Below are 22,708 nucleotides of genomic sequence, written 5' to 3' on the forward strand. Positions count from 1 at the left end.
CGGAGGAACAAGCCATGGGCCAGGTCGAGGCCACCACGGAGCGGATCATCGCGGCGGGCGCGGAGGACGTCTTCGACGCGCTCGCGGACTACAGCGGCACCCGGGCCAAGCTGCTGCCCGAGCACTTCAGCGAGTACGAGGTGCGCGAGGGCGGGGACGGCGAGGGCACCGTGGTGCACTGGAAGCTGCAGGCCACGAGCAAGCGCGTCCGCGACTGCCTGCTCGAGGTCTCCGAGCCCTCCACCGGGCAGCTGGTCGAGAAGGACCGCAACTCCACCATGGTCACCACCTGGACCGTCACCCCCGCGGGCGAGGGCAGCTCCAAGGTCGTCGTCACCACCACCTGGACCGGCGCGACCGGCATCGGCGGCTTCTTCGAGCGGACCTTCGCCCCCAAGGGTCTCGGGCGCATCTACGACGCCGTGCTGACCCGCCTCGCCGCCGAGGTCGAGGGGAAGCCGAGCACCGCCTGACCCGTCGGGGCCGCCCGGACCCCCGGTCCGGGCTCACCGTTTCGAGTGGTTCTCCCGGCGCCGCACCGCTGCGCCTAAACCGCCTCCGACCGGCAGAAAGTGCCGCGTTCGGCTCTCCCTCACAAATCGTCGCGCTTGCTGGCCGTTGTCGCGTAATGCGAGAAATGGGCGGCAACGCAGGCGCGACGAGGGGAGTTGTACGTGGGCGGGTCCACCGTCGAGACCATGGAGAAGAGCGACAGGACGCTCGCCCTGCCCCCTTCACCGCCCGCCCCGGCCGACCGGCTCCCGGCGCCCGGCCCCGCCAGAGTGCGGCTGGTCTTCGCCGGCCTCATGCTCACCCTGCTGCTCGCGGCGCTCGACCAGACCGTCGTGGCCACCGCCCTGCCCAGGATCGTGGGCGAACTGCACGGCCTGGAACGGATGTCGTGGGCCGTCACCGCCTACCTGCTGACCTCCACCGTCGTCCTGCCGATCCACGGCAAGCTCGGCGACCTCTGGGGCCGCAAGACGGTCTTCCTCTTCGCCGTCGTCGTCTTCGTCGCCGGCTCCGGCCTCGCCGGCTGGTCCCGCACCATGGACCAGCTCGTCCTCTTCCGCGCCGTGCAGGGCATCGGCGCCGGCGGACTGCTCATCGGCGTCCAGGCCATCATCGCCGACATCGTCCCGGCCCGTGAACGCGGCCGCTACATGGGCGTCATCAGCGCCGCCTACGGACTCGCCTCCGTGGCCGGGCCGTTGCTCGGCGGCTACTGCGCCGACCACGCCACCTGGCGCTGGTGCTTCTACGTCAACGTCCCCCTCGGCCTCCTCACGCTCGCCGTCGTCGCCGTCGGCCTCAAGCTGCCCCGGCCGCCGCGCCGCGCCCGCTTCGACGTCCTGGGCGCGCTGCTGCTGACGGCCTCCTCCACCTGCGTGGTGCTGCTGACCACCTGGGGCGGCACGGAGTACGGGTGGACGTCCCGGACGGTCCTCGGGCTCGGCGCCGGCGCGATCGGCACGGCGCTGCTGTTCGTCGTCGTCGAGCACTTCGCCGCGGAACCGATCATCCCGCCCCATCTCTTCCGCGACTCCGTCTTCACCGTCACCGCCCTCGTCGGCGCCGTCGCCGGGGTCGCCCTCTTCGGCGCCGCCAGCTACCTGCCCACCTTCCTGCAGATGGTCGACGGCGTGGACGCCACCGCGTCCGGGCTGCTGATGCTGCCCATGATGGGCGGCATCGTCGTCGCCTCGCTCGTCGCGGGCCAGCTCATCAGCCGGACGGGCCACTACAAGCTCCTGCCCATCCTCGGCGGCGCCCTCTCCGCCGAGGGCATGTACCTCCTCTCTCACCTCGACGCGCAGACCGGCCGCCTCGTCTACAGCCTCTGGATGGCCATCCTCGGCGTGGGCATCGGCCTCGCGCTGCCCGTCCTGGTCCTCGCCGTGCAGAACTCCGTACGCCCGGCCGACCTCGGCACCGCGACCAGCGCCCACAACTACTTCCGGCAGATCGGCGGTTCCCTCGGCGCGGCGGTCTTCGGCACCCTCTTCGCGCACCGCCTCTCCGCCGCCCTCGCCGCCGAACTCCCGCCCCGCGCCGGGCTGCCGGCCCCGGACGCCCTCACCCCGCGGCTGGTGCACGCCCTGCCCCCGGCGCTGCGCGACGGCTACGTCCGGGCCTACGCCGAGGCCATGCCGCGGATCTTCCTCTACCTCGTACCGGTGCTCATCGTGGGCTTTGTGCTCGCCTTCCTGCTGAAAGAGAAACCACTGGTGTCCCACAACGCCCCCGAGGCCCCCGCCATCCCGACCGCGCGCACCGCTCCGCCACCGGCCGAACCCGCGCCCGCGGCCGCCCCGCTCTTCGTCGCCGGCATCCCCGTGACCGGCGCCGTCCAGCACCATGACGGCACCACCGTCCCGCGCGCCGCCCTGACCCTCATCGACATCCAGGGCCGCCAGATCGGCCGGGGCGCCAGCGGCGAGGACGGCCGGTACGCGCTGAGCACGCCCGGCACCGGCTCGTACGTCCTGATCGCGGCCGCCGGCGGCCACCAGCCGCAGGCCGTCACCGTCACCGTCGGCGAGCGGCCCGTCGAGCTCGACGTCATCCTCGGCGGCGCCGGCCGGCTGGCCGGAACCGTGCGCACCGCCGACGGCACGCCCGTGCGCGAGGCGCTGGTCACCCTGACCAACGTGCACGGCGAGGTCGTCGCCTCCACCCGCACCGGCCACGACGGCGGCTACGTCATCGGCGAGCTCATCGCCGGCGAGTACACCCTCGCCTCCAGCGCCCCCGCCTTCCGGCCCGCCGCGCTGCCGGTGACCGTCCAGTCGGCCCGCGAGACCCGGCAGGACATCGAGCTCGCGGGGGGCGCCGTGCTGCGGGGGACCGTACGGGCCGGCGGCGGGCGGCCCGTCGAGGACGCGCGGGTCACCCTGCTGGACGCCGCCGGGAACGTGGTGGACTCCACCATCACCGGCGCGGACGGGACCTTCCGCTTCGTCGACCTGTCGGCGGGCGAGTACACGGTCGTGGCGGCCGGCTACCCGCCGGTGGCGACCGTGCTGCAGGTGGCGGGCGGCGGGCGCACCGAGCGGGACCTCCAACTCGGCCACGCCGACCAGTAGTTCGGGCCCGGCGCGCCTCGGCAGTTCGGCGATTGCCGGGTGCCCGTGCCGGGCCGGGCCCTACGGTGGTACCGGTCGGTAGAACTCGCGTCGGCGGGCGAAGGAGCGACATCCATGGACCGTGGCACGTCCGATCCCGCGGCACCCGGGCAGCGGGGCGCGCCGCTTCCCGGCCGGGTCTCCCTCGCGGTGGTCGTGGTGGACGCCGGGGGAGTGGTGACGCACTGGAGCGGGGGCGCGGGCGAACTCTTCGGCCGGCGTGGGGAGGAGGCGGTGGGCAGGGCCGCCGCCGACCTCATGCCGGTGGGCGGGGCGGTGGGCGGCCTGACGGGCCGCGCCGCGCACGACGCCCCGCCCGTGCCCGGCTTCGCCCGGTCCGGCCGCGCACGGGCCGACCGCGGCGGCACCGGCGGCCGGGTGGAGGTGCTGTGGTGGGCCTACCCGCTGTCCGGCCCCGGACCGGAGCGGATGCTCGTGCTGGCCACGGACGCGGCCCGGCTGCCGGACGGCGCCCGGGAGCGGGCCGTGCCGGCCTTCGCCCCGCACCGCGGCCTCCCCGGCGCCCGTGAGCTCGCCGGGCGGCTGCCCGACGTGCTGCCCGGCATGGCCAAGGCCACGAGCGGGCGCATCGTCGCCCAGGTCCTCGAGCGGGGCTGCCCCGTCCTGCGCCTCAGCCGGGCCTGACCGCCCGGCCGCGCCTCACGGGCCCGTCCGCCTCACCGGTCCGTCCGGGCGGTGTCGGAGGGCAGGTGGATGTCGAGGAAGCACACGTCGTCCCGCCGCTCCGAGCGGCGCAGCGGGTTCAGCAGCGCGGCGAGGGAGCCGCTGCCGCGCCCGAGCTCCCGCAGCGCCGCGTCCGCCAGCCGGGTGAAGCCCTCGTCGATGTGCTCACGGGGCCTTTCGATCAGGCCGTCGGTGTAGAGGAGAAGGTGGTCGCCCGGCTCCAGCCGGCACACCGCCTCGCTGTACGAGGGCTTCGGGTCCGCGCCGAGCAGCATGCCCTTGGGGTGGCGGAGGTACTCGGCCCGGCCCCCGCGCAGCAGCAGGGGCGGCGGGTGCCCCGCCTGGGCCCAGGTCAGGCTCCGGTCCTTCGGGTCGTAGCGGGCGAGGACCATCGTGGCCGTGGTGCTGTGCGCCTGGGCGGTGTGCAGGAGCAGCGTGTTGAGCCGGTCCAGCGCGCCGGTCAGGGACGATCCGGTGAGGACCATGCCCTTCGCGGTGAAGCGCAGCTGGGCCATGGAGGCCACGGCGTCGATGCCGTGCCCGGCCACGTCGCCGACGGCGAACAGCACCGTGCCGTCGGGCATTTCGAGCGCGCTGTACCAGTCGCCGCCCACGTTCACCCCGTCGTCGGACGGCAGGTACGCGACGTCGACGCGCAGGTCGGTGAGCTTGAGCGACTGCTCGGGCAGCGGCAGCAGGGCGTGCTGCAGGCGGTCGGCGACCGTGCGCTCCGTCTCCAGGACGCCCCGTTGCGACAGGACCGCCCGTTCGCTCTCGACCAGCGCCAGCTCCGCGCTCCGCCGCGCGGTGAGGTCCTGGAAGAAGCCGTGGACCTCCACCGGGGAGCCGTCGGCGTCGAGGACGGCCTCCGCCACGACGCGCAGGTGCCGCACACCGGACGCCGTCGTGATGCGGAACGGCCGGTCGACGGGCCGCCCCTCGTCGAGCAGCCGCCGCGTCGCCCGGGCGAGGGCGGGTACGTCCTCGGGCAGCAGGCGGTCGGGGAGGTCCTCGAGGGTCAGCGGGCCGAGGCCGGGGTCGCGGTCGAAGATGGTGTAGACCTGGGGCGACCAGGTGATGGTGTCGGTGACCAGGTTCCACTCGGCCCAGCCCAGGTTGCCCAGCCGCTGCACGTCCTCGAGCCGCCGTCGTCGCCGTTCCGCCGCGTCGTGCCGGACCCACGAGACGAGCAGCCCGTCGCCGAGCCGGGCGACGCGCACCGAGTAGCAGGTGGTGCGCGGGACGCCGGCGACGACCTCCTCGTAGTCGAACGGCCCGCCGGCGAAGGGCCGTCCCGTGGCGAGCGTGTCGAGGTAGCCCTGCCACAGCGGTGACCCGGCGACGGTGGGGTAGCACTCGAGGATCCGCAGGCCCACCAGCTGCCGGCCGCGCCGGCCGGCGACGTCCACCGACTCCGGTGCGGCGGCGTCGACGCGGAAGTCCTCGACCTCGCCCGACGTCGCGTACAGCGGCGTCAGCAGGATCGCCGGCCCCGTGAGGACGTCGAAGGTGGCCTGGACGAGCTCCGTCGCCCGGCCGGCCGCGCGCCGGCGGGGCGTGTCGAACGCCCTCAGGCGGCCCGCGCACAGCCGGGCCACCGCGCGCAGCAGGCTCCGGGTCGCGGCGGTGAAGGGGGCGTCCACGGTGCGCAGCACGCCGATCGCCGTCCTGACCACGCCGCCGGTGTCCACGGGAACCCAGGCCCGCGAGGGCCAGTGCTCGGGCGGCTCGCCGAGCAGCAGATACCGTTCCCTGTCCCGCTCGAGGTCCTCGAGCCAGACGGCCTCGCGGTCGCGGATGACCGCGATGGCCGCGACGCCGGCCAGCGGCGGCACCCGTCGCCACTGCGCGGCGACGGACGCCGGCAGTCCGGCGTGACCGACGAGGTCCAGGCCGCCGTCGGACGGTCCGCTGTAGATCATCACCGCGTCGGCCCCGACCGCGTCGGCCAGGTGTTCCCGCAGGCAGTGGGCCAGTTCCTGACGGTTGGCGACCCGGGTGAGGGCCTCGCCCAGCGCGCTGAGGACCGCCGCGTGCTCCAGGGAGGCCGGCGGCTCGTCCGTACCCGCCCGCGGCGCCGGGGGCGAGGTGCGCGGGGCGGGGCGCGGGGAGGGCGGACGCGACCGGATCCGGCCGAGTACCGTCCAGCACTCCTCCATCAGCGTGCGGCCCGCCAGGTTCGCCCGCCGCGTCAGGGTGTCGTGGGCGGCGGCCGCGGAACAACCCGATCGGGCCATCACGACGCCCTTGGCGCGCTCCAGGACCCCGGTGGTGGACACCAGGCGTTCCAGGCGTTCGTTCTCCGTCCGCAGCTTGGCGACCACCTTGGCCAGCGCGACGACCTCGGGCACGGCGGCGGCCTTCTGGGACTCGACAGACTCGCTCGTCACGAGCACGAGCATGTCACAGCGCGGGCCTGCGAGGACGGCTCGCTTCCGGCCCGCACCCGGCCGGTTGTCGACACTTGACAGGGCGTCGGACCAAACGGTACTGGCACCGTGCCGTGTTGTAGCCCGGACGAACCGTCTTTCGACCGTTCCCGTGACCGATACCGGCAACTGACGTCGGGACCGGTGCGGACGCCCTCCCGCCTGCGATAGAACGGGTGGATGGTGAAGATCCTGATCTCCGCTGACATGGAGGGCGCCACCGGCGTCACCTGGCCCGGCGACGTGCTGCCCGGCGCGCCGCAGTGGGAGCGCTGCCGCCACCTGTTCACCTCGGACGTCAACGCCGCCATCGCCGGGTTCTTCGACGGGGGCGCCGACGCCGTGCTCGTCAACGAGGCGCACTGGAGCATGCGCAACCTCCTTCTGGAGAAGCTGGACGAGCGGGCCGAGATGCTCACCGGCAAGCACAAGTCGCTGAGCATGGTCGAGGGCGTGCAGCACGGTGACGTGGACGGCATCGCGTTCGTGGGCTACCACGCCGCGGCGGGCGCGGAGGGAGTGCTGGCGCACACGTATCTGGCCAACTCCCTGACGGGCGTCCGGGTGAGCGGCACGCGCGCCAGCGAGGGGTTGCTCAATTCCCTGGTGGTCGCCGAATACGGTGTGCCGGTGGTGCTGGTGACCGGCGACGACCGGACGTGCGAGGACGCCAAGGGGTATGCGCCCCACGCGCGTTCGGTGGCGGTGAAGGACTACGTGTCGCGCTACGCGGCCGTGTGCCGCACGCCCGCGCGGACGGCGGCGGACATCCGGGCCGCGGCGAGGGACGCCGTGGCGCTGGCGGTGCGGCACGAGCCGGTGCGGAACGGGCCGTTCGACATGGAGCTGGAGTTCGACGCCGAGCATCTGGCCGGGGCCGCGACGGTGGTGCCCGGAGTCGAGCGGATCGGCGAGCGCCGGGTCGCCTACACCACGTCGACCATGTACGAAGCGATCCGCTGTTTCAAGGCGGTCACGACCGTCGTGTCGGCGGCGGTGGAGGACCAGTATGGGTGACAGGATCGACGAGCGGGCGCTCGAGGAGGCGGTGTCGTTCACCTCCGACCTCATCCGGATCGACACCACCAACCGCGGCGGCGGGGACTGCCGGGAGCGGCCCGCCGCCGAGTACGTCGCCGAGCGGCTCGCGGAGGCCGGCCTCGAGCCGGTCCTGCTGGAGAAGGAGCGCGGGCGGACCAACGTCGTCGCCCGGATCGCCGGTACGGACCCGTCGGCGGACGCCGTGCTGGTGCACGGGCACCTGGACGTGGTGCCCGCCGAGGCGGGCGACTGGAGCGTGCACCCCTTCTCCGGCGAGGTCCGCGACGGCGTGGTGTGGGGCCGGGGCGCCATCGACATGAAGAACATGGACGCGATGGTCCTGGCGACGGTACGGGCATGGGCCCGGGCCGGGGCGCGGCCGCCGCACGACGTCGTGCTCGCCTTCACCGCCGACGAGGAGGACCAGGCCCTCGCCGGCGCGGGCTACCTCGCCGACGAGCACGCCGCGCTCTTCGAGGGCTGCACGGTGGCCATCGGCGAGTCCGGGGCCTACACCTTCCACGCCGACGGCGGGCTGCGGCTCTATCCGGTGGGGGCGGGGGAGCGCGGCTCCGCCTGGGTCAGGCTGACCGCGCGGGGCACCGCCGGGCACGGCTCGAAGGTCAACCCGCGCAACGCCGTCACCCGGCTCGCCGCCGCCGTCGCCCGGATCGGCGACCACCAGTGGCCGGTCCGGCTCACCCCGACCGTACGGGCCGCCCTCGGCCGGATCGCCGCCGCGCAGGAGGTCGAGGCGGACCTCGACGACCCCGACCTCGACCTGGACGAGTTGCTGGCCAAGCTGGGCACGGCGGCGGCGCTGGTGGCGGCGACCGTGCGCAACAGCGCCAACCCGACGATGCTGGACGCCGGCTACAAGATCAATGTGGTTCCGGGGCACGCCGAGGCCTTCGTCGACGGCCGGACGGTGCCGGGCGGCGAGGAGGAGTTCCGCGCCACCATGGACCGGCTGACCGGTCCCGGGGTGGAATGGGAGTTCTACCACGCGGAGCCCGCCCTGCAGGCGCCGGTCGACCGGCCGGTGTTCGACCGGATGCGCGCCGCCCTCGAGCGATTCGACCCGGAGGGGAGGGTGGTGCCGTTCTGCATGTCCGGCGGCACGGACGCCAAGCAGTTCTCCCGCCTGGGCATCGCCGGCTACGGCTTCTCGCCGCTCAGGCTCCCCCCGGGCTTCGACTACCAGGCCCTCTTCCACGGGGTCGACGAGCAGGTGCCCGTCGACGCGCTGCACTTCGGCGTCCGGGTGCTCGACCACTTCTTCATGAACGACGACCTGCGTCACCACCGTCTCGAGGAGGCATGAACACCATGGTGTCCACGACGCCCTACGGAGCCTGGCGGTCCCCGATCCGCGCGGAGCTCGCCGCATCGCACGACAGCAGGCCCGACTTCGTGGGCGCGGTGGGCGACGAGGTGTGGTGGGTGGCGCCCCGCCCCCTCGAGGACGGCCGGATGACCCTGGTGCGCCGCCGCGCCGACGGCGTGGAGGAGGCCGCCCTGGCCGCGCCGTGGAACGTGCGCTCGCGCCTGTTCGAGTACGGCGGGATGCCCTGGGCTGCGGTGCCCCGGGAGAGCGGGGGCCCACTGGTGGTCTTCGCCCACTTCGCGGACCAGCGGCTGTACGCCTGGGAGCCGGACGACCCGGCGGGCGCGCCGCCGCGCCCGCTGACCCCGGCCTCGGCGGTGGGCGGCGGGCTGCGCTGGGCCGACCCGGTGCTGCCGCCCGGGCGCGGGGAGGTGTGGTGCGTGCTGGAGGAGTTCACCGGCGAGGGCCCGACCGACCTGCGGCGGGTGCTCGCCGCCGTGCCGCTGGACGGCTCGGCCGCCGATGACCGGGACGCCGTACGGGAGCTGACGGACGACCGGCACCGTTTCGTGACCGGCCCCCGGCTCTCGCCGGACGGCCGGCGGGCGGCGTGGATCGCCTGGGACCACCCGCGCATGTCCTGGGAGGGTGCCGAGCTGAAGGTGGCCGAGGTCGGCGAGGACGGCCCCTTCGCCGGGATACGCACGGTGCTGGGCGGCCCCGACGAGGCGGTCGCCCAGGTGGAGTGGGCGGCGGACGGCTCGCTGCTGGCCGTGACCGACCGCACCGGATGGTGGAACCTGCACCGCGTCGACGTGGCCACCGGAGCCTGCGTCGACCTCTGCCGACGCGAGGAGGAGTTCGGGAGCGCGCTGTGGCGGCCGGGCACCCGGTGGTTCGCCCCGCTGGACAACGGCCTGGTCGCCGTCGTCCACGGCCGGGGCGCCATGGTGCTGGGCATACTCGACCCCGAGACGGGGGAGCTGGTCGACGCGGCCGGGCCGTGGACGGAGTGGAACGCCACCGTCTCGGCGAGCGGCAGCCGGGTGGTGGGCGTCGCGGCCAGCCCGCGCACCGCGTACGAGGTGGTGGAGCTGGACACCGGCACCGGCCGGGCGCGGGTGGTCGGCGCCCGGCATGTGGACCCGGTGGACCCCGCGTACTACCCCGAGCCGCTGATCCGCACGTTCACCGGCCCGGACGGCCGGGAGATCCACGCCCATGTCTATCCGCCGCACAGCCCGGACCACGTGGCGCCCGCCGACGAGCTGCCGCCCTTCGTGGTGTGGGCGCACGGCGGGCCCACCGGCCGGTCGCCGCAGGTGCTGGACCTGGAGATCGCCTACTTCACCTCCCGGGGCATAGGCGTGGCCCAGGTCAACTACGGCGGTTCGACGGGCTACGGGCGCGCGTACCGCGACCGGCTGCGGGGGCGCTGGGGGATCGTCGACGTCGAGGACTGCGCGGCGGTGGCCGAGGCGCTGGCGGACGAGGGGACGGCCGACCGGGCCCGGCTGGCGATCCGGGGCGGCAGCGCGGGCGGCTGGACCACGGCCGCCTCCCTCGTGGCGACGGACCTGTACGCGTGCGGCACCATCGCCTATCCCGTGCTGGACCTGATGGCCTGGCTCGACGGGGGCACCCACGACCTGGAGTCGCACTACCTGGAGTATCTCGTCGGCCCGTTCGCCGAGGTCCCCGACCGTTATCGCGACCGCTCGCCGCTCACCCGCGCGGACCGGATCGCGGTGCCCTTCCTGCTGCTGCAGGGGCTCGAGGACCCGGTCTGCCCGGCCCGGCAGAGCGAGGGACTGGTGGAGGCGGTGGCCGGACGCGGAGTGCCGCACGCCTATCTCACCTTCGAGGGCGAGGGCCACGGCTTCCGGCGCGCCGACTCCGTCGTCCGGTCGCTGGAGGCGGAGCTGTCGCTGTACGCGCAGACCTTCGGCATCGACGCGCCGGGCGTGCCCGCCCTCGAGCTGGCCAAGTGACCGGCGCGGGCCCGGTCGCCTGACCTGGAATCAGGCGGCCGCGCCCGCCCGGGCCGCGGGGGCGCCGGCCGCCACCGTACGGGCGGCGGGGACGACGACGGGGGAGCCGTCGCCGGGGGCGGCGAGGACGTCGGCCTCGATGCCGTAGAGCTCACGGACCAGGGCGGCGTCGACGACCTCGCGGGAGGGGCCGTGGGCGACGATGCGGCCGTCGCGCAGAGCGACGACGACGTCGGCGTAGCGGGCGGCGCTGGCCAGATCGTGCAGCACCATCATCACCGTGCGGCCCGCGGCCGCGACCTCGCGGACGAGTTCGAGGACGTCGACGGCGTGCCCGAGGTCCAGGGCGCTCGTCGGCTCGTCCAGCAGCACGATCGGCGTCTCCTGGGCGAGGACCATGGCCAGCCAGCAGCGCTGGCGCTGGCCGCCGGAGAGCTGGTCGAGGCGGCGCGAGGCCAGGGCGGCGGTGCCGGTGGCCTCGAGGGCCGCCCGTACCGCGCGCTCGTCGTCGCGCGACCACTGGCGGAACAGGCCCTGGTGCGGGTGGCGTCCGTAGCGGACGAGCCCGGCGACGGTCACGGCCTCGGGCGCCTGCGGGGACTGGGGGAGGAGGGCGATGCGGTGCGCCGCCCTGCGGGGGGCCAGCTCCCAGATGTCGGCGTCGCCGATGCGGACCGTGCCGGAGTCGGGCCGGTGCAGCCGGGCGATGGAGCGCAACAGGGTGGACTTGCCGCAGCCGTTGGGGCCGACGACGGCGACGACCTGTCCCTCGGGGACGGTGAGGTCCACGCCGTGCACGACCGGGTGGCCGGGGTAGCCGGCGGTGAGCTGTTCGACGACGAGTCGCATGAGGTTAGCCTAACCTAATGCTGCGCATCCGTTTCCCGTGAGGTTTTCCCCGCCTCTCTTTGGCAATTGACGCTTCGGTCAAACGTTTGCTCGCACATCAATTCCCTTCCTGGCGGTCTGTTGTGTAAGGTAAGGCTTACCTTAATTCAAGTGGAATGGGGGAAACCGCCGTGGAGCAGTCCGAACTCGCCGGACGTGTCGCGCTGGTCACCGGGGCCGGACAAGGCATAGGCGAGGCCGTGACCCGCGCCCTTGTCGCACGAGGAGCGCGCGTCGCGGCCCTCGACGCGACGCCGGACGGCATCAAGAAGCTCGAAGCGGAATTCGGCGGCGCGGTGACCCACCACACCGCCGACGTCTCCGACAGCCGCGCAGTCGAGGCCGTCGTCGAGGAGGTCGAGAAGACCCTCGGACCGCTCGACATCCTCGTCAACGTCGCCGGGGTGCTGCGCACTTCACCCGTCGTGGAGATCAGCGACGAGGACTGGCAGCGCACCTTCGACGTGAACTCCACCGGCGTGTTCAACACCTCCCGCGCCGCCGCCCGCCGCATGAGCGAGCGCCGCTCCGGGGCCATCGTCACCGTCGGCTCCAACGCCGCCGGGGTGCCGCGCACCAGCATGGCGGCGTACGCGGCCTCCAAGGCCGCCGCCACCATGTTCACCAAGTGCCTCGGGCTCGAGCTCGCGCGCAGCGGAGTCCGCTGCAACGTCGTCTCGCCCGGCTCCACCGACACCGCGATGCAGCGCGCCCTGTGGGCCGGCGACGAGGTCCCCGGCCGCGTCCTCGACGGCGACCCCGCCACGTACCGCGTCGGCATCCCGCTCGGCCGCATCGCCGACCCCTCCGACGTCGCCGACGCCGTCCTCTTCCTGGTCTCCGACCGGGCCCGGCACATCACGATGCACGACCTGTACGTCGACGGGGGCGCCACCCTGCGCGCCTGACGGCGCGCCGGCCTCGGCGCCCACCGCCCGGCGGACCGTCAGGTCCCGCCCCCGGGCGGCTTCGCCGGGCCCGGCCCCCGCGGCCCCACGCCCCTGGACGGCGCCGCCCCCTCCGGGGTGCCCGCAGACCACAGCCCACCCGGCCCTCTGGCCGCCGCGAGGCGGCACGCGCGGTCGCGCCCCCGACCGGGGCGGGGCCGCCGAGAAGAACTTTCACCCCACACCCGGTGCGAACCGCCGGGGGAACGGAGCAGCAGGTGACCACCGCTCACCACGTCGCCGACCGGCCGAGCGAGCCCGGCGCGCGCCCGGCGCAGGACGTCGGACCGTCCGACGCCCGGCACGCCGTCGGCGCGGCGACGGCCCTGCTCGACGCGTACGAGCCGGGCCGCGCCCGCTTCTTCGCCTCGCCCACCCGCACCCTGCTGGCCCACGGCGTACGCGCCGAGGTACCGCACGGCGACGCACCCCTGGCCGAGCGCGTCACCCGCACCCTCGACGCCGAGCTGCTCGCGGGCAACCCGGCCCCGGTCGTCGTCGGCGCCGTGCCCTTCGACCACACCGCCCCCGCCGCGCTCGCCGTGCCCGAGAGCCTGCGCTGGGCGCCGCCGCTCGCCCAGGACCCGCTCATAGCCCTCCCGGCCGCCGCCCCCGCCGCCGCCCGCTGGGACATCCGGCCCGTGCCCGAGCCCGGCGTGTACGGCGCGGCCGTCGCCGAGGCCGTACGCCGCATGCGCCGCGGCGAGTTCAGCAAGGTCGTCCTCGCCCGCAGCCTGCGGCTGACCTCCGACCGCGACCTCGACCTGTCCGGGCTGCTCCAGCGCCTGGCCCGCCGCGACCCCTCCGGCTACACCTTCGCCCTGCCCTCCGGCCCCGGCCGCACCCTGCTCGGCGCCAGCCCCGAACTCCTCGTCTCCCGCGCCGGCGGCCGCCTCGTCGCCAATCCGCTCGCCGGCTCCACGCCCCGCAGCGCCGACCTCGCCGAGGACGTGCGCCGGGCGGCCGCCCTGCTGGAGTCCGCCAAGGACCTGCACGAGCACGCCGTCGTCGTGGACGCCGTCCGCGAGGCCCTCGCCCCCTACTGCCGCACCCTCGAGGTGCCCGCCCGCCCCACGCTCGTACGCACCGCCACCATGTGGCACCTGTCGACGACCGTCACCGGCGAGCTCGACGACCCGGCCGTCTCCGCCCTCGAACTGGCCTGCGCGCTGCACCCCACCCCGGCCGTGTGCGGCACCCCGACCACGACCGCCCGCGACGTCATCGGCGAGCTCGAGCCCTTCGACCGCGGCGCCTACACCGGGATGGTGGGCTGGGGCGACGCGAGCGGCGACGGCGAATGGGTCGTCACCATCCGCTGCGCCGAGGCCGAGGAGCGCACGCTGAGCCTGTTCGCCGGCGCGGGCGTGGTCGAGCAGTCCACGCCGGAGGCCGAGACCGCCGAGACCGGCGCCAAGTTCCAGACGTTCCTGCAGGCAGTGGGGGTAGACCAGTGACAGAGCCGACCGTCGACGCGCCGGGTTATCCGGCGGAGTTCGCCGAGCGCTACCGCGCGGCGGGCTGGTGGCGCGGTGAGACCTTCGGGGGGATGCTGCGCGAACGCGCCGAGCGGCACCCGGACCGGGTGGCCGTCGTCGACCCCGCCGCCGGCGGGCGACGCTGGACGTACGGCGAGCTCGACGCCCGGGCCGACCGGCTGGCCGCCGGCTTCCTCGCCCGGGGCATCGGCAAGGGCGACCGCGTGGTCGTCCAGCTGCCGAACATCGCCGAGTTCTTCGAGGTGATCTTCGCCCTGTTCCGCATCGGCGCCCTCCCCGTCTTCGCGCTGCCCGCGCACCGCGAGACCGAGATCCGCCACTTCTGCTCCTTCACCGAGGCCGCCGCCTACGTCGTCGCCGACGTCGTCGAGGGCTACGACTACCGCGTGCTGGCCGACAAGGTCCGCGCCGAGGTGCCCGGGCTGAAGCACGTCCTCGTCGTCGGCGAGCCGGGCGAGCACACCGCCCTGGCCGACGTGGCCACGGAACCCGTCACGATCCCGGACCCGCCCCTCCCGCACGAGCTGGCCTTCCTCCAGCTCTCCGGCGGCTCCACCGGCGTGCCCAAGCTCATCCCGCGCACCCACGACGACTACATCTACTCGCTGTGGGGCTCGAACGAGATCTGCGGCGTCGACGAGAACAGCGTCTACCTCTGCGCCCTGCCCGCCGCCCACAACTTCCCGCTCAGCTCCCCCGGCACCCTCGGCGCTCTCTACGCCGGCGCCCGCGTGGTGCTCGCCCCGCGCCCCAGCCCCGACGTCGCCTTCCCCCTCATCGAGCGCGAGCGCGTCACCATCACCGGCCTGGTACCGCCGCTCGCCCTGGTGTGGACCGAGGCCGCGGCCGCCGGCGATCACGACCTGTCGAGCCTGGACGTCCTGCTGGTGGGCGGCGCCAAGTTCAGCGAGGAGGCGGCGCGCCGGGTGCGGCCCGCGCTGGGCTGCACCCTGCAGCAGGTCTTCGGCATGGCGGAGGGCCTGGTGAACTACACCCGGCTCGACGACCCCGAGGAGACCATCGTCACCACCCAGGGCCGCCCGATCTCGCCCGACGACGAGATCCGCGTCGTGGACGACGAGGACAACGACCTGCCCACCGGTGGGACCGGCCACCTGCTCACCCGCGGCCCGTACACCATCCGCGGCTACTGGCGGGCACCCGAGCACAACGCCGCGTCCTTCACGGCGGACGGCTTCTACCGCACCGGCGACGTCGTACGACGTACTGAGACCGGCCACATCGTGGTCGAGGGCCGGGCCAAGGACCAGATCAACCGGGGCGGCGAGAAGGTCGCCGCCGAGGAGATCGAGAACCACATCCTCGCCCACCCCGCCGTCCACGACGTCGCCGTCGTCTCCATGCCCGACGACTACCTGGGCGAGCGCACCTGCGCCTACGTCGTGCTGCGCGAGGGGGCGGGCCCCGTGAAGTCCGTCGCCGTCAAGAAGTTCGTGCGCGAGCGCGGCCTGGCCGCCTTCAAGGTGCCCGACCGGGTCGAGTTCGTCGCCGCGTTCCCGCAGACCGGCATCGGCAAGGTCTCCAAGAAGGACCTCCGCGCGGCCATCGCCGCCCAGCTCCGCGCCACCACCCCCAAGCCGTAGCAGAAAGGCACCACACCGCCATGGCGCTCCCCGCCATCACCCCCTACGCCATGCCCACCGAGGCCGACCTGCCCGCCAACAAGGTGAGCTGGACCGTCGACCCGGACCGGGCCGTGCTGCTCGTCCACGACCTGCAGAACTACTTCCTCGACGCCTTCCAGGCGGACGCCTCCCCCGTCACCGAGCTGCTGGCCAACGTCGCGACGCTGAAGAAGGACTGCGCCCGCCTGGGCGTGCCCGTCGTCTACTCGGCCCAGCCCGGCGGCCAGAGCGCCGCCGAACGCGGCCTGCAGCAGGACTTCTGGGGCCCCGGCCTGCCCGACGACCCGCGTGCCAAGGCCATCGCGGACGCCGTCGCCCCGGCCGAGGGGGACACGGTCCTGACGAAGTGGAAGTACAGCGCCTTCGTCCGCACCGACCTCGCCGAGCGCATGGCGGCGCTCGGCCGCGACCAGCTGATCATTGTCGGGGTCTACGCCCACATCGGTGTCATGATGAGCGCCTGCGACGCGTGGATGCGGGACATCCAGCCCTTCCTCGTCGCCGACGCCGTCGCCGACTTCTCGCCCGAGGACCATGCGACGGCGCTGCGCTGGGCGGCCGCCAAGTGCGCGGTCGTCACCACCACCGACCGCGTCCTCGAAGGGAAGTAACCCCCATGGCCCTCACCCTGGAACAGATCCGCGCCGACGTCGCCGACGTGCTCGGCGAGGACCCCGCCGACATCCCCGACGACGAGAACCTCGTGGACTACGGCCTCGACTCCGTGCGCATCATGACCCTCGTCGAGCGCTGGCGCCGCGACCACGGCACCGAGGTCACCTTCGTCGACCTCGCCGAGAAGCCGGCCATCGAGCAGTGGGCGCCCCTGCTGGGGGCACGGACATGACGGTCTCCGTACTGGGCCGGCCCGTCGGCGGCACCACCCCCACCCGGTCCCCGGGGCCGCGGGGGCTGCCGCTGACGGGCGCCCAGTCGGGCATGTGGTACGCCCAGTCCCTCGACCCGGGCAGCCCCGCCCTCAACACCGCCGAGTACCTCGACATCCACGGCGACATCGACCCCGTGCGCTTCGCCGAGGCCCTGCACCGTACGGTCGGCGAGGCGGACGCCCTGCGCGTCCGCCTGGTGGACACCTCCGACGGGCCCCGCCAACTGCCCGTCGCCGTCGAGGCGCCCGGCCGCGGCTTCCCCCTGCACACCGCCGACCTGCGGGACCAGGGCGACGCCGAGGCGGCCGTCGCCGCCGCCCTGGCCTGGATGCGCGCCGACCTCGCCGCCCCCTTCGACCTCGCGAGCGGCCCCCTCTTCGCCCACGCCCTCCTGCGCGTCGGCGACCGGCGCTGGCTGTGGTACCACCGCGTCCACCACGCCGTCCTCGACGGCTACGGTCACGCCCTCGTCGCCCGCCGCGTCGCCGACGTCTACACCGCCCTCGCCGCCGGCGACGACGTGGGCCCCAGCCCCTTCGGCCGGCTCTCCGCGCTCGTCGAGGAGGACGCCGCCTACCGCGACTCCGCCACCTACGAGCGCGACCGCGACCACTGGCGCCGCCACATGGCCGACCGCCCCGCCGTCCCCACCCTCTCCGGCCGCGCCGCCCTGCCCTCGCGCACCACCGTGCGCCACACCGCGCACCTCGGCCCCGAGGCCGCCGCCCGGCTGCGCGAACTCGCCGCGTCCGTGCGCGCCACCTGGCCCGACGTGCTCTTCGCCGCCCAGGCCCTCTACCTCTCCCGCGCCACCGGCAGGCAGGACGTCGTCCTCGGCCTGCCCATGATGGGCCGCATGGGCTCCGTCGCCCTGCGCGTCCCCGGCATGGTGATGAACGTCCTGCCGCTGCGCCTGACCGTCACCCCCGACGCCACCTTCGCCGAGCTCACCCGCCAGGCCGACCTCGGCATCCGCACCGCCCGCCGCCACCAGCGCTACCGCTACGCCGACCTGCGCCGCGACCTCGGTCTCCTCGGCGAGGGCACGGCCCTCGTCGGGCCGCTCGTCAACGTCATGCCCTTCGACTACGGCCTGACCTTCGCCGGCGCCCCCTGCGAGGCCCACAACCTCTCCGGCGGCCCCGTCGACGACCTCACCGTCGGCATCTACGACCGGGCCGACGGCTCCGGCCTGCGCATCGACTACGACGCCAACCCCGCCTCGTACGAGGACGGCGAGGTCGCCGCCCACCAGCGCCGCTTCCTCGACCTGCTCACCCGCATCGCCGACAGCGACCCGCACCGGCCGCTGTCCGAGCTCGGCCTCGCCACCGCCGAGGAGCGCGAGCGGGAGCTCACGGAGTTCAACGACACGGCGACCTGCCTGCCCCCGACCACGCTGATCGGCCCCGTCGAGGCCCGCGCCGCCCGCACCCCGCACGCCACCGCGCTCGTCGCGGACGGGCGGAGCTGGACCTACGCCGAGCTCAACACCCGGGCCAACAGGCTCGCCCGCCACCTCATCGGCCTCGGCGTGCGCCCCGGAGTCCTCGCGGCCGTCGCCCTGCCGCGCTCCGCCGACCTCGTCGTGGCGCTGCTGGCCGTCCTCAAGGCGGGCGGCGCCTATGTGCCGCTGGACGTCGAACACCCCCCGGCCCGCCTCGCGCTCGTCCTCGAGGACACCGCCCCGGCGTGCGTCGTGACGGACACCGCCACGCGCGCCGCGACCCTGCCGGACACCGGCGCCCCCGCCGTCCTCCTGGACGACCCCGTGCTCGCGGCCGAGCTGGACCGGCACCTGCCCACCGACCCCGGCCGCGCCCTCACCCCCCGCCACCCCGCGTACGTCATCCACACCTCCGGCTCCACCGGCCGCCCCAAGGGCGTCGTCGTCCCGCACTCCGCGATCGACAACCGGCTGCGCTGGATGCAGGGGGAGTACGGCCTGACCGCCGGCGACCGGGTCCTGCACAAGACGCCCACCGGCTTCGACGTGTCGGTGTGGGAGCTGTTCTGGCCGCTGCGCGAGGGCGCCACCCTCGTGCTCGCCGGCCCCGGCGAACACCGCGACCCGGCGGCCCTGGCCCGCACCATCCGCGAACACGACGTCACCACCGCCCACTTCGTGCCCTCCGCGCTCGCGCCGTTCCTGGACGAGGCGGACGGCCGGCCGCTGCCGCTGCGACGCGTCTTCGCCAGCGGCGAGACCCTGCCGCGCGCGCTCGCCGACCGCTTCCACGCCACCCTGCCCGGCACCGGGCTGTACAACCTCTACGGACCCACCGAGGCGGCCGTCGACGTCTCCCACCACCGGTGCGAGCCCGGCGAGAGCGGCCCCGTACCCATCGGGCGGCCCGTCTGGAACACCCGGCTGTACGTCCTCGACGCCGCCCTGCAGCCCTGCCCGCCCGGCGTCACCGGCGAGCTGTACATCGCCGGCGCCCAGCTGGCCACCGGCTACCTCGGCCGGCCGGACCTGACCGCCGCCCGCTTCGTCCGCGACCCCTTCGGGGCGCCCGGCGCGCGCATGTACCGCACCGGCGACCTGGCCCGCAGGCGCGAGGACGGCGCGCTGGACCACGTCGGCCGCGCCGACCGCCAGATCAAGCTGCGCGGCCAGCGCGTCGAACCCGGCGAGATCGAGGCTGCCCTGACGCGGGACGCCCGCGTCGCCGCCGCGTGCGTCACGGTCCGCGAGGACCGCCCCGGCGACCGCCGCCTGGTCGCCCATGTGACTCCGGCCTCGGCGGATGCCGCCGCCGAGGCCGGTCCGCTCGACCCCCGCGCCCTGCGGGCCGCCCTCGCCTCCCACCTGCCCGAGGCCATGGTGCCCAGCGCCGTCGTGGTGCTGGACGCCTTCCCGCTGGGCCCCAACGGCAAGCTCGATCGTGATGCGCTGCCCGCCCCGGCCCCGGTCCTCGGCGACCGCCGCCCGGGCGACGCCAGGGAGGAGGCCCTCGCCGGGCTGTTCGCGGACGTGCTCGGCCTCGAGCGGCCGCCCGGCGCGGACGACGGATTCTTCGACCTGGGCGGCGACTCGCTCCTCGCCGCGCGCCTCGTCGCCCGCGTACGGGCCGCGCTCGGCGCCGACCTCGACCTGGGCACGCTCTTCCGGGCCCCCACCCCGGCCGCCCTCGCCGCCCGCATCGCCGACGGCCCGGCGGACGACGCGCTCGGCCCCCTGCTGCCGCTGCGCCGCACCGGCTCGCGCACCCCGCTGTTCGTCCTGCCGCCCGCCGTGGGCCTGGGCTGGTGCTACGCGGGCCTGGCGGCCCGGCTCGGCGCCGACCAGCCGGTGTACGCGCTCCAGGCGCGCGGCCTCGCCGACGGCACGCCGCCCGCCGGCGGCCTCGAGGAGATGGCCGCCGACTGCCTGGCCCGCATCCGCGAGGTCCACCCGCACGGTCCCTACCGGCTGCTGGGCTGGTCCTTCGGCGGCAACCTCGCCCACGCGGTCGCCGTACTGCTGCGGGCGGCCGGCGAGAAGGTGGAGCTGCTCGCGCTGCTGGACTCCTACCCCGGCGACGCCCTGCGCGGCGGGCCCGTGCCGGCCGAGGCCGACGCGTTCGCGGACCTGCTGCGGATGGCGGGCGAGGAGCCGGCCGGGGCCGCCCCGGTGACCCGGCGGCAGGTCGTCGAGGCCCTGCGCGAGGAGAGCGGCATGCCGGCCGCCGTGCTGCGGGAGGAGACGGTCGCCGCGATGGCCCGTATCGCCGTCCACCACGCGGGGCTGACCCGGCGGCACCGGCCGGGCGTCTTCGACGGAGACGTCCTCTTCTTCACGGCCGTCGCGCCCGGCGGCGCGGACCGGCCGGCGCGGCACGCGTGGCGCCCGTACGTCGGCGGCGACCTGATCAACCGTGACCTGGACTGCCCGCACGCCGCGATGACCCGGCCCGGCCCCGTCGACGCGATCGCCGAGACGCTGGCCCGGTACCTGGGGGAGAGATGCTGACCCACGCGGACGTACGGCTGCTGGGCCGCGACACGCCCCCCGGGCCGTGGCGCCCGGGCGGCGACGCCCCGCACGTCTGGCTGCTGCGCATACCCGACGGCGGCGCGCCCTGGCCCCAGGACGACCTGGACGCGACGGAACGGGCCCGGGCGGCCGGCTTCGTACGCCCCCTGCACCGCGACCGCTACGTCGCCTCCCACGCCGGCCTGCGCCGGCTGCTCGGCGCCTACCTGGCCAAGCCGCCGGGCGCGGTGGAGCTGACCCGAGAGCCCTGCCCGGGCTGCGGCGAGGCCCACGGCCGCCCGGCGGTCGCCGGCTCCCCGATGCACTTCAACCTCTCGCACGCCGGCGAACTGGCCCTCTTCGCCTTCGCGGACACCCCCGTGGGCGCGGACGTGGAGCAGGTCCAGCCGCCGTCCGTCGTCGCCGAGGTGTCGCGGATGCTGCACCCGACGGAGACCGCCGAACTGGACGTCCTGCCCGAACACGCCCGCCCGGCCGCCTTCGCCCGATGCTGGACCCGCAAGGAGGCCTACCTCAAGGGCACGGGCACGGGACTCGCGACAAGCCCCTCGGCCACCTACGTCGGCGCCGGCCCGGCCCCGGCCGCACCGCCCGGCTGGACCCTGACCGACATCGACGCGGGCCCGGGCTACGCGGCCGCCATAGCGGTGGCCGCCGCCCGCTAGCCCCCAGGTGTCCCAGGGCGTGTCCCTAGCCCTCCAGGTGCCCCAGCACGGAGCGCACCGCGGCGTCCAGGGCGTGGCGTGCCGCGTCGGTGTGGTCGAGCGTCTCGAAGCCGTGGTGGCCGAGCGGCACGTCGATCACCTCGACGTCGGCGGCGCAGGCCGTGGCGGCGGCCAGGAATTCCTCGACCGTCGCCGCGATCTCCGGGCGCTCCAGCTCCACCCGGGTCAGTACGACCGGCAGGCGGCCCGCGGCCGGCAGGGCCGCCGCCGGACGGAAGCGGGAGTCGCCCATGCCCCAGTTCGGCAGCGGCGCGAGGATGGGGTACGTCGCCGCCACGCAGCGCAGCCACGGCGGGGGCGCGGAGAGCCAGTGCGCCGACAGCGGCCCGCCGCCGGAGAAGAACCACAGCGCGACGCGGTCCGCGTCGACGCGCGGATCGGCCCGGACGAGCTCGACCGCCGCGGCGACGTCCTCGGCGGCGCGCTCGTAGTCGGTGATGTCGTGCAGCCGGTGGTCCAGGGTCACGCCGACCGCTCCCAGGCTCGCCGTGTACCGGCCGTAGCCGACGAAGGCCGGCCAGCCGCGCGGCGTCGGCTCCACGCCGGCCGGGAGCGGGCCGCCGTGGACGAACACCACCGCCGGGCGGGGGCCGTCGGCGTCGGGCAGGTACAGATCGACGTGTCCCCGCCGCTCACGCGGTCGCTCGGGCACGTCGATGAGGAAGGGCCGCTGGTGGGCGGGCGGCTCGCACGCCGTCGCCGCCAGCCGGTGCCCCTCTCCCGCCGCGGCCCGGAGCAGGACGCCGGCCAGCTCGTCGGGGACGGAGAGCATCGGCCAGTGCCCGGTGTGGAGTTCGAAGAAGCCCACCCTGGGATGGGCGAGCTCCTGCAGACGGGGATCCCCGAGCCGCACCAGGGACTCGACCGTCTCGATGCTCGAGCCGTTGCCCGTGCACAGGACGCCGGTCGTCGGCAGCCCGAAGGCCGCCTCCGGCAGCCGGAGCGGCTGGGTGAGCGTGCCGGCCGGCTGCGGCGCGGCCCGCTCGGTCAGCCGCGCGAGCGCCTCGGCGGGGACACCGGCGGTACTGCCCCAGCGCTGCCACTCCTCCACCGCGGGCGCGGGGATCAGCCGGTCGTCCCCGGGCTGTCCGTCCCCGCTCAGCAGCCGGCCGGCCAGCGCCGGGTCGGGGATCGACGTGACGGCCGGGGCGCCGTCCTGGGGCGTCATCGTGTCCACGTAGACGATCCGCGAGACCCGCTCCGGGCGCCGGGCGGCGGCGCCGAGCGCGGGGTGGACGCCGTAGCAGTGACCGACCATCACCACCTCGTCCGCGTCCACCTCGTCGATCACCCGCACCACGTCCTCGATGTGCGTCTCCAGGTCCGTGCCCGGCCCGGCCTGGCGGTGGGCGTCACCCATGCCCGTGAGCGTCACCGGATGTGCCTCGTGCCCCGACTCCCGCAGCCGGGCGGTCACGTCCTGCCACACCCAGCCGCCCGTGTGGAGGCCCGCCACCAGGATGAATGCCGTCATCAACCGTCTCCTCGCTCGCCACGTCCGCGGGGGCGGCCCGACCGGCCGTCCGCGCTCGTGGGT

At 75.2% G+C, this 22,708-nt stretch carries 16 protein-coding genes; 13 read left to right on the plus strand and 3 right to left on the minus strand.

The window, feature by feature from the left end; all coding sequences use genetic code 11:
- The first annotated feature begins 14 nt into the window (after window positions 1–14).
- The 3 genes from AB4K12_RS11875 to AB4K12_RS11885 all read left to right on the plus strand — a co-directional run bounded on the left by AB4K12_RS11875 (window position 15) and on the right by AB4K12_RS11885 (window position 3,770).
- On the plus strand, window positions 15–473 hold the full coding sequence (locus AB4K12_RS11875; protein ID WP_086574301.1) for an SRPBCC family protein: 459 nt from the start codon (window positions 15–17) through the stop codon (window positions 471–473).
- A 225-nt stretch (window positions 474–698) separates the two neighbouring features.
- Window positions 699–3,086 (plus strand): MFS transporter, encoded by a 2,388-nt coding sequence (locus AB4K12_RS11880; RefSeq protein ID WP_368434446.1) that lies wholly within the window; start codon window positions 699–701, stop codon window positions 3,084–3,086.
- Window positions 3,087–3,200: 114 nt separating this feature from the next.
- Entirely contained in the window at window positions 3,201–3,770 is a 570-nt protein-coding gene (locus AB4K12_RS11885; protein WP_368434167.1) for a hypothetical protein, read from the plus strand.
- Between the two features lie 32 nt (window positions 3,771–3,802).
- Here AB4K12_RS11885 and AB4K12_RS11890 read toward each other — a convergent pair whose 3' ends face one another.
- Window positions 3,803–6,199 carry a SpoIIE family protein phosphatase gene (locus AB4K12_RS11890; RefSeq protein ID WP_368434168.1) on the minus strand — a complete coding sequence of 799 codons (2,397 nt, stop codon included), beginning with the start codon at window positions 6,197–6,199 and terminating at the stop codon, window positions 3,803–3,805.
- A 222-nt stretch (window positions 6,200–6,421) separates the two neighbouring features.
- Between AB4K12_RS11890 and AB4K12_RS11895 the strand changes: the two genes are divergently transcribed.
- The 3 genes from AB4K12_RS11895 to AB4K12_RS11905 are packed head-to-tail and all read left to right on the plus strand — an operon-like array spanning window position 6,422 to window position 10,597.
- Entirely contained in the window at window positions 6,422–7,255 is an 834-nt protein-coding gene (locus AB4K12_RS11895) for a M55 family metallopeptidase (protein ID WP_086570306.1), read from the plus strand.
- Window positions 7,248–8,603 carry a M20/M25/M40 family metallo-hydrolase gene (locus tag AB4K12_RS11900; protein ID WP_368434169.1) on the plus strand — a complete coding sequence of 452 codons (1,356 nt, stop codon included), beginning with the start codon at window positions 7,248–7,250 and terminating at the stop codon, window positions 8,601–8,603. Before AB4K12_RS11895 ends, AB4K12_RS11900 begins: the two co-directional genes overlap by 8 nt.
- A gap of 5 nt (window positions 8,604–8,608) precedes the next feature.
- Window positions 8,609–10,597, plus strand: a complete 1,989-nt coding sequence (locus AB4K12_RS11905) for a prolyl oligopeptidase family serine peptidase (protein WP_368434447.1) — start codon at window positions 8,609–8,611, stop codon at window positions 10,595–10,597.
- A gap of 30 nt (window positions 10,598–10,627) precedes the next feature.
- Here AB4K12_RS11905 and AB4K12_RS11910 read toward each other — a convergent pair whose 3' ends face one another.
- On the minus strand, window positions 10,628–11,446 hold the full coding sequence (locus AB4K12_RS11910) for an ABC transporter ATP-binding protein (RefSeq protein WP_368434170.1): 819 nt from the start codon (window positions 11,444–11,446) through the stop codon (window positions 10,628–10,630).
- A gap of 155 nt (window positions 11,447–11,601) precedes the next feature.
- Here AB4K12_RS11910 and AB4K12_RS11915 point away from each other — a divergent pair, with 155 nt between their 5' ends.
- The 7 genes from AB4K12_RS11915 to AB4K12_RS11945 all read left to right on the plus strand — a co-directional run bounded on the left by AB4K12_RS11915 (window position 11,602) and on the right by AB4K12_RS11945 (window position 21,111).
- Window positions 11,602–12,393: a 2,3-dihydro-2,3-dihydroxybenzoate dehydrogenase gene (locus AB4K12_RS11915; protein WP_368434171.1), complete on the plus strand. Its 792-nt coding sequence runs from the start codon at window positions 11,602–11,604 to the stop codon at window positions 12,391–12,393.
- A 365-nt stretch (window positions 12,394–12,758) separates the two neighbouring features.
- Window positions 12,759–13,889, plus strand: a complete 1,131-nt coding sequence (gene dhbC, locus AB4K12_RS11920; RefSeq protein ID WP_368434448.1) for an isochorismate synthase DhbC — start codon at window positions 12,759–12,761, stop codon at window positions 13,887–13,889.
- Entirely contained in the window at window positions 13,886–15,535 is a 1,650-nt protein-coding gene (locus AB4K12_RS11925) for a (2,3-dihydroxybenzoyl)adenylate synthase (protein WP_368434172.1), read from the plus strand. Before dhbC ends, AB4K12_RS11925 begins: the two co-directional genes overlap by 4 nt.
- Window positions 15,536–15,555: 20 nt before the next feature.
- A complete protein-coding gene (locus tag AB4K12_RS11930; RefSeq protein ID WP_368434173.1) occupies window positions 15,556–16,188 on the plus strand; it encodes an isochorismatase family protein in 633 nt (210 codons plus the stop codon).
- A 5-nt stretch (window positions 16,189–16,193) separates the two neighbouring features.
- Window positions 16,194–16,424 (plus strand): phosphopantetheine-binding protein, encoded by a 231-nt coding sequence (locus AB4K12_RS11935; RefSeq protein WP_086575018.1) that lies wholly within the window; start codon window positions 16,194–16,196, stop codon window positions 16,422–16,424.
- The gene (locus AB4K12_RS11940) at window positions 16,421–20,422 is read left to right on the plus strand and encodes an amino acid adenylation domain-containing protein (protein WP_368434174.1); all 4,002 of its coding nucleotides are present in this window, start codon (window positions 16,421–16,423) and stop codon (window positions 20,420–20,422) included. The genes AB4K12_RS11935 and AB4K12_RS11940 overlap by 4 nt, the downstream gene beginning before the upstream one ends.
- Window positions 20,416–21,111, plus strand: coding sequence for a 4'-phosphopantetheinyl transferase superfamily protein (locus AB4K12_RS11945; protein ID WP_368434175.1), 696 nt, complete (start codon window positions 20,416–20,418; stop codon window positions 21,109–21,111). The genes AB4K12_RS11940 and AB4K12_RS11945 overlap by 7 nt, the downstream gene beginning before the upstream one ends.
- A 25-nt stretch (window positions 21,112–21,136) precedes the next feature.
- On the opposite strand, the gene AB4K12_RS11950 is transcribed toward AB4K12_RS11945, so the two are convergent.
- Window positions 21,137–22,645 (minus strand): alpha/beta fold hydrolase, encoded by a 1,509-nt coding sequence (locus AB4K12_RS11950; RefSeq protein ID WP_368434176.1) that lies wholly within the window; start codon window positions 22,643–22,645, stop codon window positions 21,137–21,139.
- Window positions 22,646–22,708: the final 63 nt, after the last annotated feature.

The sequence above is a fragment of the Streptomyces sp. C36 genome, from assembly GCF_040932295.1.
GTDB lineage: Bacteria > Actinomycetota > Actinomycetes > Streptomycetales > Streptomycetaceae > Streptomyces > Streptomyces triculaminicus.